Source organism: Stappia sediminis (assembly GCF_009826895.1).
GTDB lineage: Bacteria > Pseudomonadota > Alphaproteobacteria > Rhizobiales > Stappiaceae > Hongsoonwoonella > Hongsoonwoonella sediminis.
The window spans coordinates 216,332-231,234 of the sequence record NZ_WUMV01000007.1; the positions used below are offsets into that span (position 1 = coordinate 216,332).

General features: G+C 61.8%; 10 protein-coding genes. 2 read left to right on the forward strand and 8 right to left on the reverse strand.

Annotation, left to right across the window (positions count from 1 at the left end):
- The first annotated feature begins 237 nt into the window (after positions 1-237).
- Positions 238-1,572 (forward strand): MmgE/PrpD family protein, encoded by a 1,335-nt coding sequence (locus GR183_RS15340; RefSeq protein WP_160776534.1) that lies wholly within the window; start codon positions 238-240, stop codon positions 1,570-1,572.
- A gap of 7 nt (positions 1,573-1,579) precedes the next feature.
- On the opposite strand, the gene GR183_RS15345 is transcribed toward GR183_RS15340, so the two are convergent.
- From GR183_RS15345 to GR183_RS15365, 5 genes are all read right to left on the reverse strand, one after another.
- Positions 1,580-2,074, reverse strand: a complete 495-nt coding sequence (locus tag GR183_RS15345; protein ID WP_202396121.1) for an SAM-dependent methyltransferase — start codon at positions 2,072-2,074, stop codon at positions 1,580-1,582.
- Between the two features lie 105 nt (positions 2,075-2,179).
- Complete coding sequence (locus tag GR183_RS15350; RefSeq protein WP_160776535.1) at positions 2,180-3,082, reverse strand: GGDEF domain-containing response regulator; 903 nt, start codon at positions 3,080-3,082, stop codon at positions 2,180-2,182.
- Between the two features lie 212 nt (positions 3,083-3,294).
- Positions 3,295-4,809 carry a SpoVR family protein gene (locus GR183_RS15355; RefSeq protein WP_160776536.1) on the reverse strand — a complete coding sequence of 505 codons (1,515 nt, stop codon included), beginning with the start codon at positions 4,807-4,809 and terminating at the stop codon, positions 3,295-3,297.
- Positions 4,802-6,121 (reverse strand): YeaH/YhbH family protein, encoded by a 1,320-nt coding sequence (locus tag GR183_RS15360; protein ID WP_160776537.1) that lies wholly within the window; start codon positions 6,119-6,121, stop codon positions 4,802-4,804. Before GR183_RS15360 ends, GR183_RS15355 begins: the two co-directional genes overlap by 8 nt.
- A gap of 22 nt (positions 6,122-6,143) precedes the next feature.
- Positions 6,144-8,078: a PrkA family serine protein kinase gene (locus tag GR183_RS15365; protein ID WP_160776538.1), complete on the reverse strand. Its 1,935-nt coding sequence runs from the start codon at positions 8,076-8,078 to the stop codon at positions 6,144-6,146.
- Positions 8,079-8,829: 751 nt separating this feature from the next.
- Here GR183_RS15365 and GR183_RS15370 point away from each other — a divergent pair.
- Positions 8,830-10,329 (forward strand): protein adenylyltransferase SelO, encoded by a 1,500-nt coding sequence (locus GR183_RS15370; protein ID WP_160776539.1) that lies wholly within the window; start codon positions 8,830-8,832, stop codon positions 10,327-10,329.
- An 8-nt stretch (positions 10,330-10,337) separates the two neighbouring features.
- Here GR183_RS15370 and GR183_RS15375 read toward each other — a convergent pair whose 3' ends face one another.
- The 3 genes from GR183_RS15375 to GR183_RS15385 form a co-directional block, all read right to left on the reverse strand.
- Positions 10,338-12,119 (reverse strand): SulP family inorganic anion transporter, encoded by a 1,782-nt coding sequence (locus tag GR183_RS15375; RefSeq protein ID WP_160776540.1) that lies wholly within the window; start codon positions 12,117-12,119, stop codon positions 10,338-10,340.
- A gap of 79 nt (positions 12,120-12,198) precedes the next feature.
- Positions 12,199-13,887, reverse strand: coding sequence for a bifunctional protein tyrosine phosphatase family protein/NAD(P)/FAD-dependent oxidoreductase (locus GR183_RS15380; RefSeq protein WP_160776541.1), 1,689 nt, complete (start codon positions 13,885-13,887; stop codon positions 12,199-12,201).
- A gap of 55 nt (positions 13,888-13,942) precedes the next feature.
- Complete coding sequence (locus GR183_RS15385) at positions 13,943-14,830, reverse strand: MBL fold metallo-hydrolase (RefSeq protein ID WP_160776542.1); 888 nt, start codon at positions 14,828-14,830, stop codon at positions 13,943-13,945.
- Positions 14,831-14,903: the final 73 nt, after the last annotated feature.

Here is a 14,903-nt window from a genome sequence, read left to right on the forward strand (position 1 = left end):
TTAAGCATGCATCTTCGCGGCAATTGCCCGCAAAGCGCAGCCGACGGCGGAATGTCGGCATGAATTTTCCGATTTGATTCAATTTCCGAGATTTTTGAATAAATTACGCATGCCGGACCATCCCCGTCCGCGTCCGTTCGTCCCTTCGATCTTCGGTCGGGGCCTGGCGGCGCTTGCCAACTTCCGCGACACCTGCCAATGAACTTTATGAATCCAAAAGGGTCTCGGATGAATTGCATGGCGGACGGCATCACCGCGCAACTGGCGGCCTTCATTTGCTCCTTCGATGGCGGACGGCTTTCGCCGGACCAGATCGTGACGGCCAAATCCTGCATTCTCGACTGGAGCGCGGTCGCGCTTGCCGGGCGTGACGAGCCGGTCAGCCGGATTTTGCGTGAAATGACGTCTTCGGAAGGCGGCACCGCCGAGGCCACGGTCATCGGCCTTGCAGGCCGGCTGCCTGCCCGCGCCGCCGCGCTCTCCAACGGCACGACCTCCCATGCGCTCGACTATGACGATACCCATTTCGATCACATCGGCCATTCGACTGTGGGCGTCTTTCCCGCAGCGCTGGCCCTCGGCGAGGCGCTTGGATGCGACGGGAAGGCCGTGCTCGACGCCTTCGTGATCGGGCTGGAGGTCGCTTGCCGGGTCGGCAGGTATCTGGGCAATGCGCATTATCGCACTGGCTTTCACCAGACGGCGACCGCCGGCGCCTTCGGCGCGGCGGCGGCCAGCGCGCGCCTGCTTCGCCTCGATGACGAGCGCTGCTGTCATGCGATCGGACTTGTCTCGACCCGTGCGTCGGGCCTGAAATCGCAGTTCGGCACCATGGGAAAGCCCTTTCACGCCGGCCTTGCCGCGTCGAACGGCGTCGAGGCGGCAAAGCTCGCCGCGCTCGGCTTCGCCTCCAATCCGCAAGGGTTGGAATGCCTGCAGGGCTTTGCCGAAACCCACGCCGGCGAAGGCGACGCGCAGGCAGCGTTCGAAGGGCTGGGCGAGGCATTCCGTTTCGATCGCGTGCAGTTCAAGCATCATGCCTGCTGCCATGGCACCCACGCGCCGATCGATGCGTTAAAAGCCTTGCGCGCGGAGATCGGTCCGCACGTCTCAAATGCGCGTTCCGTCACCCTGCGCGTTCATCCGCAATGGCTCAGGGTCTGCAACATCCTCTCTCCCGCCACAGGCCTTGAGGCGAAATTCAGTTTCCGCCTGACGGGCGCCATGGCGCTTGCCGGCCGCGACACGGCGGCGCTGGACACATTTTCCGACGCCATCTGCACGGATCCCGAACTTGCGGGCCTGCGCGAGCGGGTGAAGGTCGAAACGGATGACCGGCTTGGCAGCATTGAGGCCGTCGCCATTGTCGAGATGCCGGATGGCAGCCGGATCGAGCATCACTGCGATCTGGCCGAGCCGATCGATGCTGCGGTCACGCGTGCGCGGCTGGTGGAGAAGGCGCAGGCCCTGATCGGGCGCCCGGCGACCGCGACGCTTCTTGAAACGGTCGATACGCTCGATACAGGGGATGGTTTCGCGCTGCCGGGAGTGCTCTCCTCCCTGGCCGCCTGAGGCCGCCTTATGAGCCGTCCGCTTCGTGACACTTTTTCTCGGCCGGCGAAAACTCCGGCTTGATGTCGACAAGCGCTGTTCCGTCGACGCAGTCGAGACCGCGCACCTTCAGGAAGCGCCCCTCGACGGCCTCAAGCTTGACGATCGCGGCGGCGATCGGGTTCGGCCGCACCGGTGAGCGCAATCCGAACGTGCCCACGAACCTGTCCTTGCGGCGCGGGCGCTGGAGCACGAGATCGCGGCGCGCAAGGCCCATCCAGTAGAGCACCAGCAGGCGCTCGCGGCCTTCGACGCCTTCAAGCGCCTCCTGCCAGCGCGGGTCGACTTCTATGGTGCAGAGCGGACCGTCGATTTCACCCCGATGCGGACAGTCTTTCCTGCTCGCCCAGGGCGTGCTTATACGGCCAATGAAATAGATCCCGGCATCGAAATCCGCGGGCAGCTCGGTGGTGATTTCTCCCGGGCGGATATCGTCGTCTTCGGCGGTTTTTGTGTCGGACATATCGGCTCAAGGCGCTCCGGCGTTGCGGTTGACGGATTGTCGCTCAACAGCCGGGATCAGGGCAACGCGTCATATCATCTCGACGCAGGAATACCACCCGCGCAATCAACCGACGGCGAAGACGACATCGGCTTCCGGGCGGTAGACGCGGTTGCGGCCGGCTTTCTTCGCCTGGTAAAGGGCCGCATCCGCTCGTTTCAGGAGGTCGGTGAGCGAAGCCTCGGAGCTTGCGGAAATTTCCGCCACCCCGAGGCTTGCGGTGAAGCGGATCGTATCGCCGTCAACCGAGACCGTCGCGCCCGAGATCTCGAAACGCAGGCATTCGGCGATCCTGAGCGCGTCGGCCTCCCGGTATCCGGGAAGAAGTATGGCGAATTCCTCGCCGCCCAGCCGCCCAACGATTTGCGACTTCCTGGAAATATACTCGCCCACCGCCTTGATCACGGCGTCACCCGCCATATGGCCGTAGGTATCGTTGATGCGCTTGAAGTGGTCGATGTCCAGCATGATGGCGCTCACCGGCGTTTCAGTCAGCGCATCGCCGATCGACCGTTCGGCCGCATCGAAGAAGGCTCGCCGGTTCAAAAGCCCTGTCAGCTCGTCGCATGTGGCAAGCCTGACCAGTTCCCTGTGCATGTTGGAAAGCCGTTCCGCGGCCCTTAGCCGCGCGAACAGTTCCTCCGGCACGGGCGGCTTTATGATGAAGTCGTCCGCGCCGCAGTCGAGCGCCTCTATCACCTTGGAGGCTTCGATGCCCGACGACATGGCGATGATATAAAGAAGCCGCCCTTCCTGGGCGATCAGCCTGCATTCCCAGCAAAGCTCCGTACCGGAAATTCCGTCGGTTTCGAAACTGGTGAGAACGACGTCGACCGAAGGCGTATCCTGGATGAAGCGAAGCGCACGCGCACCGTTTTCGAAGGCTTCGACGCGGTGCCCGCGGCCTTCGAGCATACGTGTGATTATTCTGCGGCCGATCGAACTCGGCTCGACGAGGACAATGTGCATCGCGCTGACCAATCCGGAATTGGCACGAGGATAGGCCAGGATCGTTTAACGGAGAGTAATCGAGTTACGCAGCGACAATCGATGATTGCGATTTTGCGCCACGCTAAATTCGCCGAATGTCGACGGCAAATATTTCCGCAACGGCAGACTGCTTTCCATTCCGCTCTCGAAAGCGCTTTCGTGACAGGAAGTCACATCGCGATAAATGTGATCTACGAGGCCATGCTCGCGCCTTCGCTGACTTCCTCGATCTCCACCTTGTAGCCCCAAAGCCGGCGCAGGTGGATCAAGGTCGCGTCCCTGTCGGCCGGCTCCAGCGGCACGCCGTTGCGTTTGACGGAGCGCAGCTTCAGCCAGCGATCGCCCAGAAGGTCGACATCCACCACCTGAATGTCGGTATCGGCCACCGCGACGTCGTACTCGCGCGCAAGCGAATCCCTGAGTTCGAGGAAACCTCGCTCGTTGTGGATGTGCGAGACGGCGTAATAGGGCTTCGAGGCATCGTCGACGAGCGCGAACATCTTGAAGTGGCGCATGACGGTGGGGCTCAGGAACTGCTGGATGAAGCTTTCGTCGCGATAGTTCGCCCAGGCGTCCTTCAGCACCCTGCGCCAATCGCCGCAGCCGGCGATATCGGGGAACCATTCCCGGTCCTCGTCGTTCGGCTCCTCGCAGATGCGGCGGATGTCCTGCATCATCGCGAAGCCGAGCGCATAGGGGTTGATCCCGCTATAGCGCGGATCGTCGAAATCGGGCTGCGTCAGGACGTTGCTGTGATTGTGCAGGACTTCCAGCATCGCGCCATCGTTGATGCGCCCGGCACGGTGCAACTCGTTCATGATGTAATAGTGCACGAAGCAGGCGCAGCCTTCGTTCATGAGCTTCGTTTGCTTCTGCGGATAGAAATACTGGCCGATATTGCGCACGATGCGAATGATCTCGCGCTGCCATGGCCGCAATGTCGGGCTGTAGTGCTCCAGGAAGTAGAGGATGTTTTCCTCCGGAAGGTGCATTTCGCGCTTGCGTTCCATGCGCTCCCGGTCGGCCGCGGCACTACCGGCGCCGCGCCTGGGCAGCGTGTCCCACAGGTAGTGGACGGCCTCTTCCTCCGCCCGAAGCCGCCCGAGCCGCCGTTCCTCCTCCTCGCGAAGGGAAAGGCGCGGCGGACGGCGGCGGCGGAATACGCCGTTCGGCATCAGCGCATGGGCGGAATCGAGCACCGCCTCCACTTCGTCCACGCCGTGCCTTTCCTCGCATTGCGAAATGAAGCCCCGTGCGTAGCTCAGGTAATCCAGAACGCCGTCGGCGTCCGTCCACTGCAGGAAGAGGTGGTTGTTCTTGAAGAAATGATTGTGCCCGAAGGCGGCATGGGCGATCACGAGCGCCTGAAGCGCCATGGTGTTTTCTTCCATGCAGTAGCTGATGCACGGGTTGGAGTTGATGACGATCTCGTAGGCGAGGCCCCGCATCCCCTTCCGGTAGAGCCGCTCGTGATGCAGGAAGTGCTTGCCGAACGACCAGTGCCGGTACATCAGCGGCATGCCGATGGAGGAATAGGCGTCGAGCATCTGCTCCGAGGAGATGATCTCTATCTGGTTGGTATAGACGCTCAGCCCGAGGTCCTGAAGGGCCACCTCCTCTATTGCCTCGGTCGTGCGCTGCAGCTTGTCGAAGTCCCAGTCGGACCCTTCGAACAGGAGGTCGGGTTTGCGCGACCGCTTAGCCATTCTCGGCCCCCTCGCTCCTGCGCGCGAACAATTCGCGGAAAACGGGATAGATATCCGCTGGTCGCGCGATGCGCTTCATGGCGAAATTGCCGAGTTCCGCCGCCACGCCCCTGTAGGCCCGCCACAGTTCCATGCCGTTGGCCTCGCTGTTGATGAGCCTCGCCTCTTCCTCGTCGACGATTTCGATATAGGCGAAGTATTGGCATAGCGGCATGATCTGGGTGAGAAGCATTTCCGCGCAACGGGCGGAATCGCCGCTGAAGTTCTCGCCGTCGGAGGCCTGGGCCGCGTAGATGTTCCATTCCGACGCCGGATAGCGCTGGTCGATGATCTTCTTCATTTCCACCAGCGCGGTGCTGACCACCGTCCCGCCCGTTTCGCGGGAATAGAAGAATGTATCTTCGTCCACCTCGCTCGCATCGTGCGTATGGCGAACGAAGACAAGCTCGATCTTGTCGTACCGGCGGCTGAGGAAGAGATGCAGGAGCACGAAGAAACGCTTCGCCAGCTCCTTTTCCCGCTCGCCCATGGAGGCGGAAACGTCCATCAGGCAGAACATCACCGCCTTGGCGTTGGGTTCCGGCTTCTGGACGAAGTAGTTGTAGCGCACGTCGAGCGGGTCGATGTAGCCGATCACCTTCTGCCGGCGGATCATGGTTTCCAGCTCGTCGTGCAGCCGCTTCAGCTCCTCGCGCTGCTTCTTCGTCGGCCTTGAGATCTTCTCCAGCGCGAAAATCTGCTCGCGCAGGTCCTTGACCTCCCGTTCGCTCGGCCGGTTTAGCGCAAGCCGCCGCCCGAGCGCGTTGCTCATCGTCCGCTTCACGCTGATGTTCGCGGGCGAACCCGACACCGTGAAGCCTGCGCGATGCGCCTTGGTTGTTTTGATTTCCTTCAGGCTGCGCTTGACGAGATCCGGCAGCTCCAGGTCCTCGAAGAAGATGTCGAGGAATTCGTCGCGCGAAAGCGCGAACAGGAAGTCGTCCTCGCCCTCGCCTTCCGCGGCCCCTTGCCTGCCGCGCCCGCCGCCGCCCGAACGCGGCTTGTCGATCCTGTCGCCGGCGCGATAGTCCTTGTTGCCGGTAAACACGCGCTCGCGCCGCCCGCCTTCGCGTGCATAGTGGAAATTGGGTTCCGAAATCCCGTCGGTGGGGATCGAAACGCTTTCTCCACGATCCACGTCGGCGACGCGGCGCTTGTTGACCGTCTCGTTGACGGCCTTTTTCACCTGAGCGCGTACCCGCTTGAGAAATCGGCGCCGGTTACCGAGGCTCTTGTCCTTCGGGTTGAGACGGCGATCGACGAAGTGGGCCATATCGATTTGCGCCTTTTTCCGTTCACCCCGCCTTGTTCACCCGCATGTACCATTCTACCAGACGCCGCACCTGGCGGCGCGTATAGCCTCTGGCGACCATGCGATCGACGAACTCGTTGTGCTTGGCGTCGGTTTCCTTGTCGCGCTTCGCTCCGAAGCTGATGACGGGCAAGAGGTCTTCCACCTGGCCGAACATCCGCTTTTCGATCACCCTCTTCAGTTTCTCGTATTGCCGCCAGTCCGGGTTCTTGCCGCCGTGCTCGGCTCGCGCGCGCAGCACGAACTTGACGACCTCGTTGCGGAAGTCCTTCGGATTGGCGATTCCCGCCGGCTTTTCGATCTTCTCAAGCTCAGATTCCAGGATCTCGCGATCGAACATCTGGCCCGTATCCGGGTCCTTGAAGTCCTGGTCCTCGATCCAGGCATCGGCATAGGCGATATACCGGTCGAAAAGGTTCTGCCCATAGTCGGCGTATGATTCCAGATAGGCCTTCTGGATCTCGTTGCCGATGAACTCGGCATAACGCGGGGCAAGCTCGGTCTTCAGGAAATCGAGGTATCTCGCCTGCGTCTCCTCGTCGTACTGCTCGCGCTTCACCGCCTGTTCGAGCACATACATCAGGTGCACGGGATCGGCTGCCACCTCTTCGGTGTCGTGGTTGAAGGTTTCCGACAGCACCTTGAATGCAAATCGCGTCGAAATGCCGTTCATGCCCTCGTCGACGCCTGCCGCATCGCGGTATTCCTGGATGGACTTCGCCTTGGGGTCGGTGTCCTTCAGCGTTTCGCCGTCATAGACGCGAAGCTTGGAATAGGGCGTGGAGTTTTCATGCTCCTTGAGCCGTGTCAGCACGCTGAAGCGAGACAGGATCGGCAGCGTTTCGGGTGCGCAGGAGGCTTCCGAAAGCGTGCTTTCCTTCAAGAGCTTCTCGTAGATCTGCGTCTCTTCCGTCACCCTCAGGCAGTAGGGCACCTTGACCACGGAGATGCGATCCAGGAACGCCTCGTTGTTCTTGTTGGTCTTGAACTGCTGCCATTCCGCCTCGTTGGAGTGGGCGACGATGATCCCCTGGTAGGGGAACGACCCGATATTTTCCGTTCCGACGTAGGATCCTTCCTGGGTCGCGGTCAGCAGGGGATGCAGCACCTTGATCGGCGCCTTGAACATCTCCACGAATTCCATCAGCCCCTGGGTCGTCCGGTTGAGCGCGCCGGAGTAGCTGTAGGCGTCCGGATCGTTCTGGCTCAGGTGCTCCAGCTTGCGGATGTCGAGCTTGCCCACCAGCGACGACACGTCCTGGTTGTTTTCGTCGCCGGGCTCCGTCTTCGTGACGCCGATCTGGCGCAATTTCGACGGATGCAGCTTGACGATGGAGAATTTCGAGATGTCACCGTCGAATTCGTCGAGGCGTTTCACCGCCCAGGGCGAAATCAGCCCATGCAACAGGCGCTTTGGAATGTTGTACTTGTCTTCCAGAAGGTCGCCGATACGATCGCGGTCGAAGAGGCCGAGTGGGGATTCAAAAACGGGGCTGATCTCCTCTCCCGCCTTGAGGACGTAGATCGGCTCCTTTTCCATGAGTTGCTTCAGGATTTCCGCGATCGTCGACTTGCCGCCACCCACTGGGCCGAGCAGGTAGAGTATCTGCTTGCGTTCTTCCAGACCCTGGCTGGCATGGCGGAAGAATCCGACGATCCTCTCCACGGTCTCTTCCATTCCGAAGAGATCCTTGAAGGCCTCGTAGCGCTTGATCGTCCTGTTGAGGAAAATGCGGCCGAGCCGCTGATCCTGGCTTGTGTCGACGAACTCCGGTTCGCCGATAGCCCGCATCATGCGTTCAGCGGCGGTTGCGCGCATCGTCGGGTCGTCGCGGCATGCGAGCAGGTAGTCCTGCACCGACATTTCGTCGATCTTCGACCTTTCGTAGACTTCCGCGAACCGGCTGTACACGTCCATTGTTTGACCCCTCTGCGTTGCGTGATCCGAACTGAGCGACCTTCCTTGGACCTCTGGGTCCCCTGGACGTTATGGAGGTGGACAGTCCAAGGGGCCTTGTTTTCTAGTTGGCGCGGCTTTGTGCATAGGCAAGTCACGCCCGCATTAACAAAAGTTCATCTCGACTCAGTATACTCGAAATCAAACCAAAATGCTTCGTAAAATTATTAAAAATATTAGAAAGATCAAATACTTACTTTAATTTGGCCACATCACGCCGGTCTCCGCCGTCATCATGCCGGCAGGCTCAAAAATACGCGAGCCGTTACTCCGTCCCTAACGTAAATCGTGCGCTGGAACCAAATATCCGCGCCGATGCACGCATTGCCCGTACATTTTGTGATTAAGCCAGTCGCCCGGGCGGAGCGCTTTAACGAAAGCCATCTCCACCGACCGCGTTGCGCCGATCCGGCAACCGCCGATAAACTGTCACTCGCGCCGGCGTTTCCTGCGGTCGAGCATCCGGACATTCCTTGCTCTGATGTCCGGCGGAGGTCCGCGTGAACGTGCCGCGCCTTGTGATTCCTGTCGTTAGAATGAGGCTTTCTTTCGACTGCGTCATTCAGACATTAGAATCATCCGAAGGATACCAGCGGCACAGGAAACGACCTAGCGGTAATAGTGCTTAGCGCTTGTGCAGGTGGAAAAACGTCCTAATTCTTCATCGGTAGAAGCTGTAGATAACGCTAGCGAAGGGATTGAAATCTTTCAGATGAACGCACCGCATCCACAGGCGGAAACCATATTTCCATTCGACCACAGCTATGCGGGCCTGCCCGAGCGCTTTTATGCCCGGTTGTCCCCTACGGCGGTCACGGAACCGCAATTGATCCGGCTGAATGATTCGCTTGCGCGCGAACTGGGGCTCGATCCCGCCGTGCTCAAATCCCCTGCAGGGGTTGAGATGCTTGCCGGTAATCGTGTGGCCGAGGGGTCCACGCCGATCGCCATGGCTTATGCGGGCCATCAGTTCGGAACCTTCGTCCCGCAGTTGGGCGACGGGCGGGCGATCCTGCTTGGCGAGATCGTCGCTGCCGATGGTGCGCGCTACGACATTCAGCTCAAGGGTTCGGGTCGCACCCCCTTTTCCAGGGGCGGTGACGGACGGGCCTGGATCGGCCCGGTCCTGCGCGAATATATCGTGTCGGAAGCCATGCATGCGCTTGGCCTGCCTACGACGCGGGCGCTCAGTGCCGTAAAGACCGGCGACCGGATCATGCGCGAGACGCTTTTGCCGGGCGCGATTCTCACTCGTGTCGCAAAAAGCCATATCCGCGTCGGCACGTTCGAATATTTCGCGGCGAGGCGCGACGAGGAGGCGCTCAGGGCGCTTGCCGATTACGCCATCGCGCGCCATTACCCCCACGCGAAAGACGCCGCCAACCCCTATCGCGCGTTTCTGGACGCGGTGGTCGAAGCCCAGGCCCGCCTTGTCGCGCGCTGGATGCATGTCGGCTTCATCCACGGAGTGATGAACACCGACAATACGTCGATCTCCGGCGAAACGATCGACTACGGCCCCTGCGCCTTCATGGATACCTATCATCCCGGCAAGGTCTTCAGTTCCATCGACCAGATGGGCCGCTATGCCTATGCCAATCAGCCGCGCATCGCCTATTGGAACCTTTCGCGGCTTGCACAGGCGATGCTTCCGATCCTGGGCAAGAACGAGGAAGAGGCTGTCGCGACAGCGCAGGAAGCCATAGACGCCTTTCCGGACATTTACGAGACGGCATGGCTTGAGGGCATGCGCGCCAAGCTCGGCCTTTCGACGGCGCGCGAGGAAGACCGCCAGCTCGCCTATGACCTTTTCGAGGCGATGGCGAACGCCGAAACGGATTTCACGCTCACCTTCCGCGCGCTCTCCTCGCTGGGTGCCGGGGATGGCACCGCCGACGATGCCCTTCGTGATCTGCCTGGTCAGAAAAGCGCGCTGGATGAGTGGATCGCCCGCTGGCGCGCAAGGCTTGGGCACGAAAGCGCGGGCGAAGATGAGCGCAAAGCGCTGATGCGTTCCGTCAATCCGGCTTTCATTCCCCGCAATCACCGCGTGGAAGAGGCGATCGCCGCCGCGATGTCCGATGACTACGGCCCCTTCGAGCGTCTTCTGGCGGTTCTCTCCGACCCATACTCGGATCAGCCGGAAAACGCGGAATACGCCAGCCCGCCGAAACCGGAGGAGGTCGTCCACCGGACCTTCTGCGGCACGTGAGCGAGCCGTCAGGCGATCCTGTCGGCGCTCACTTCACTCAGTGTCTTCACCGCCCTGTATTGCGACAGGAAAACGCTTCCAGTCAGGTCGTCCAGGAAGTGCGAGCGTTTCAGCCGGTCCATGACGGGGCCTTTCACTTCCGACAGGTGCAAGGTCACGCCCATGCGGTTCAGCCGTTCGTTGATGGCCTCCAGGGATTCAAGCGCGCTGCCGTCGATCTCGTTGACCGCCGAGCACATCAGGATCACATGTTCCACGCCCTTGTCCCTTGCCACCCGGTCGTAGATGTAGTCTTCGAGAAAGCGGGCATTGGCGAAATAGAGGCTTTCGTCGACGCGAAGCGTCACGATCCTGGGATTTGTTTCCACTTCATGGCGGCGGATGTTGCGGAAATGCTCCGTGCCCGGCACGAGGCCGACCTCGGCGATATGGGGCCGCGAGGTCTTGAGCAGGAAGAGCGCGATCGACAGCGCCACGCCGCTTGAAACGCCGATTTCGACGCCGAAGCCGAGCGTGATCAGAACCGTTGCGGCAACGGCGGCGAAATCCGCCTTGGAATAGCCGTAGCTGCGTTTCAGCACCGAAAAATCGACGAGCGAGAGCACCGCGACGATGATCGTCGCCGCAAGCGTCGCCTTCGGCAGGAAGAAGAGAAGCGGCGTCAGCGCAAAGGTCGCAACCGCGATGCCGACCGCGGTATAGGCGCCTGCCGCCGGGGTTTCCGCGCCCGCGTCGAAGTTGACGACCGAGCGGGCGAACCCGCCCGTCACCGGATAGCCGCCGGTCACGGATGAGGCGACATTCGCCGCCCCCAGGCCGATCAGTTCCTGATCGGGAACGATCCGCTGGCGGCGCTTTGCGGCAAGCGTCTGCGCGACGGAGACGGATTCCACGAAACCGATGATGGAGATCAGCACTGCAGCGCCCGCCAGTTCGCTCCAAAGGCCGATGTCGAAAGCGGGAAAGGCGAGCGGCGGCAGGCCCTGCGGCACTTCCCCGACGACGGCAACGCCCGCGCTCGGCAGGTCGAAGCCCCAGGCGATCAACGTGGTGATGGCGACAGCCGCAACGGGGCCGGCCTTGGCAAGGAAATCGGCCATGCGCGGCTTCACGCCGAACTTCGAAAGAGCGGGTTTCAGCCCGCGCCGGACCCAGAACAGGAAGGCCGTCGCCGAGGCGCCGATCGCCAGCGTGATCCAGTTGACCGCGCCGATGTTCTCGAAAAGCGATATCAGGATTTCATAGAGATTGTGACCGGACGCCGGAATGCCGAGGATATGCTTCAGCTGGCTTGCCGCGATGATCAGGCCGGAAGCCGTGATGAAACCGGAAATTACCGGATGGCTCAGGAAATTGGCGACGAAGCCGAGCCTGAGAGCGCCCATCGCGATCAGGAAGAGCCCGCTCAGGAGCGCGAGCACGGCGGCTGCGGCGGCGTATTCCACGGGACTTGCGAGGTCGAGCCCGCCGACGGCTGCAGCCGTCATCAGCGATACGACGGCGACCGGCCCCACGGCCAATGCCCGGCTCGTGCCGAAGACGGCATAGGCGACAAGCGGGGCGATGGAGGCGTAAAGGCCGGCTTCCGGGGGAAGGCCCGCAAGCAGCGCATAGGCGAGCGACTGCGGGATCAGCATGATCGTCACGATCACGGCAGCCGTCAGGTCGTTCGTCAGCGTTTCCCGCCCGTAGCTCCTTCCCCAGTCGAGGATCGGCAGATAGCGGGCAGGAAATCGGGCGCCGTTCGCCTTGGCCGGTCCGTCCCGGCCGTCTTTCAGGGGTTTGTCCATCCCCGCATCCTTGGTTTTCGTCGCAATGTCCGGCAGCCTGAACCGGCTGCCGGTCGCAATTCGGAATAAGCCTTGAGGCTCAGGCGGCGGTCTTGCCGGAAACGGTGACCTTTTCCGGCACCGCCATCCATTCCTTGCCGCGCAGCATGGCCTTCCAGTAGATCGGCGGCAGCACCCGCTCCTTCAAAAGCCACGCAAGCCGGCTCGGCTTTTTGCCGTCGATCAGCCATGTGGGGAAGCTCGGCAGCAGTTTTCCGCCGTAGCCGAATTCCGCGAGCACGATCTTGCCGCGCTCCACGGTAAGCGGGCAGGAGCCGTAGCCGTCATATTGCGCTTGCGAGCCTGTGCCCTTGATGTCGGCGACGACGTTTTCGGCCACCACCGGCGCCTGCTTGCGTGCGGCCGCCGCCGTCTTGGCGTTCGGCGCATTCATCACGTCGCCGAGGCTCCAGATGTTCTGGTAGCGCTTGTGGCGCAGCGTCGCCTGGTCGACGTCGACCCACCCCGCGGCATCCGCAAGGGGCGAAACGCGGATAAAGTCGGGCGCCGTTTGCGGCGGCACCACATGGATCATCTCGAATTCGGTCTCGATGGTTTCTGGCTCTTCTCCGGGTTTCGTCACGGAGAACCAGGCTTTCCTCGCATAGCCGTCGACGGCGGTGAGGTTGTGGTGGAAATTCAGCCCCGCGTGATAGCGCTCGACGTAGCTCATGAGTGCAGGAACATAGTCCTGCACCCCGAACAGAACGCCGCCTGCGTTGTAGAACTGGACATCGATGTCGTCCAGGCGGCCGTTGCGGTACCAGTGATCGGCGGAAAGATACATCGCCTTTTGCGGCGCGCCCGCGCATTTGATCGGCATGGGTGGCTGGGTGAAGATCGCCCGTCCGCTCTTCGTGCCCTGCACGAGCCGCCATGTGTAGGGGGCGAGATCGTAGCGGTAGTTCGATGTCACGCCGTTCTTGCCCAGCGTCTCGTCCAGGCCCTCGACCTTGTGCCAGTCGAGCTTGAGGCCGGGGCAAACGATCAGGCGCTTGTATTTGACGACCCGGCATCCGTCGAGGATCACGGCGTCGTTGTCCGGTTCGAAAGCCGCCACCGCCGACTTGATCCAGTGAACGCCGCGCGGAATGAGCGAACCCATGGTCCGCGCCGTGGTATGGGCGTCGAAGATCCCGCTGCCGACCATCGTCCAGCCCGGCTGGTAATAGTGCGTGTCGGCCGGGTCGATGATGGCGATATCCAGTTCGCCATCGCGCGCGATCAGGCTGGAGGCGACGGAGATGCCGGCGGCCCCGCCGCCGATGATGACGATGTCATGCTCGGCGTCCGCGACGTCGACCGGCGTCTTGCCGCCGTTCGCTATCCTCCGCGCGACGCCGCCCATGTCGTACCCGGCCTCTTTCGCCGCCGCCAGGATGTCCGGCACCGGCGTCGTTGCGCCTTGCGAAAGCGCCCAGAGCGTGACGGAGCGCGTCCCCGTGCGGCAGTAGGCGAACACCGGTTTCGGCAGTTCGGCCATCGCCACGTTGAATTCGGCGGCGTCCTCGTCGCGCACCTTTCCGGACACGACGGGCAGATAGCGCGCCTCGAGGCCGAGGCTCCTCGCCTTCCCCTGGATTTCATCGAAGGTCGGCTGGTCGGCGCCCTCGCCGTCCGGCCGGTTGCAGACGATCGATCGGAACCCCGCCGCAGCGATTTCGGTAACGTCCGCGACCGAGATCTGCGGGCTGACCGACAAGGTGCCCGTGACGCGCTTGATCTCCATGACCATTTCCTCCGTAGCAGGGTCCGGTCTCCGGACCCCGATTTGCTCCGCTGTCTCAGAGCTTGTTGACGGGCACTTTCAGGAAGCTTTGCCCCTGCTCGTCGGCGGGCGGCAGCTTGCCTGCGCGCATGTTCACCTGCAGCGAGGGGATGATGAGCTTCGGCATGTCGAGGGTGGCGTCGCGCGCCTCTCGCATGGCCACGAATTCCTCGCGGGTCTTGCCGCCGCCGACGTGGATGTTGTGCGCCTTTTCTTCGGCAACCGTGGTCTCCCACTGGATGTCGCGGCCGTTCGGCCCGTAGTCGTGGCACATGAAGAGGCGCGTCTCGCCTGGAAGGGCGAGCACCTTCTGGATGGAATCGTAAAGCTCGCCCGCATCGCCGCCTGGAAAGTCGGCCCGCGCGCTGCCGCCGTCGGGCATGAACAGCGTATCGCCGACAAACGCGGCATCGCCCACCACATGCGTCATGCAGGCCGGCGTATGGCCGGGCGTATGCATGGCGAAGGCCTTCATCGTGCCGATTTCATAGGTGTCGCCATCGTCGAACAACCGGTCGAACTGGCTTCCGTCCCGCTGGAATTCGGTGCCTTCGTTGAAGACCTTGCCGAAAGTGTCCTGGACGATGGTGATGTTCTTGCCGATGCCGATCTTGCCGCCCAGTTCCTTCTGGATGTAGGGGGCCGCCGAAAGGTGGTCGGCATGGACGTGCGTCTCGATCAGCCATTCCAGCTTCAGGCCGTGGTCCTTGATGTAGGAGATGATCTCGTCGGCATGCTGGAAGGAGATCCGGCCTGCCGCATAGTCGATGTCCATGACGGAATCGACCACCGCGCAAGACTTCGACTTCGGGTCCTTCACGACATAGCTGATCGTATTGGTGGTCGGATCGAAGAATGCCTTGACCTCCGGCTTGACCGAAAGATCGACGGGATATGCACTCATCGTAATACCTCCTGCAATTCGCCCGGACGCGCGGCGCGGCCGGATAATCGGCGCCCTTTGTCGCGTTGTATAT

What these genes read in the sequence shown, in the direction of transcription:
- GR183_RS15345 (WP_202396121.1), bottom strand. Translation starts at nt 2,074, where the DNA reads ATGTCCGACACAAAAACCGCCGAAGACGACGATATCCGCCCGGGAGAA.
- GR183_RS15370 (WP_160776539.1), top strand. Translation starts at nt 8,830, where the DNA reads ATGAACGCACCGCATCCACAGGCGGAAACCATATTTCCATTCGACCAC.
- GR183_RS15375 (WP_160776540.1), bottom strand. Translation starts at nt 12,119, where the DNA reads ATGGACAAACCCCTGAAAGACGGCCGGGACGGACCGGCCAAGGCGAAC.
- GR183_RS15360 (WP_160776537.1), bottom strand. Translation starts at nt 6,121, where the DNA reads ATGGCCCACTTCGTCGATCGCCGTCTCAACCCGAAGGACAAGAGCCTC.
- GR183_RS15350 (WP_160776535.1), bottom strand. Translation starts at nt 3,082, where the DNA reads ATGCACATTGTCCTCGTCGAGCCGAGTTCGATCGGCCGCAGAATAATC.
- GR183_RS15385 (WP_160776542.1), bottom strand. Translation starts at nt 14,830, where the DNA reads ATGAGTGCATATCCCGTCGATCTTTCGGTCAAGCCGGAGGTCAAGGCA.
- GR183_RS15355 (WP_160776536.1), bottom strand. Translation starts at nt 4,809, where the DNA reads ATGGCTAAGCGGTCGCGCAAACCCGACCTCCTGTTCGAAGGGTCCGAC.
- GR183_RS15340 (WP_160776534.1), top strand. Translation starts at nt 238, where the DNA reads ATGGCGGACGGCATCACCGCGCAACTGGCGGCCTTCATTTGCTCCTTC.
- GR183_RS15380 (WP_160776541.1), bottom strand. Translation starts at nt 13,887, where the DNA reads ATGGAGATCAAGCGCGTCACGGGCACCTTGTCGGTCAGCCCGCAGATC.
- GR183_RS15365 (WP_160776538.1), bottom strand. Translation starts at nt 8,078, where the DNA reads ATGGACGTGTACAGCCGGTTCGCGGAAGTCTACGAAAGGTCGAAGATC.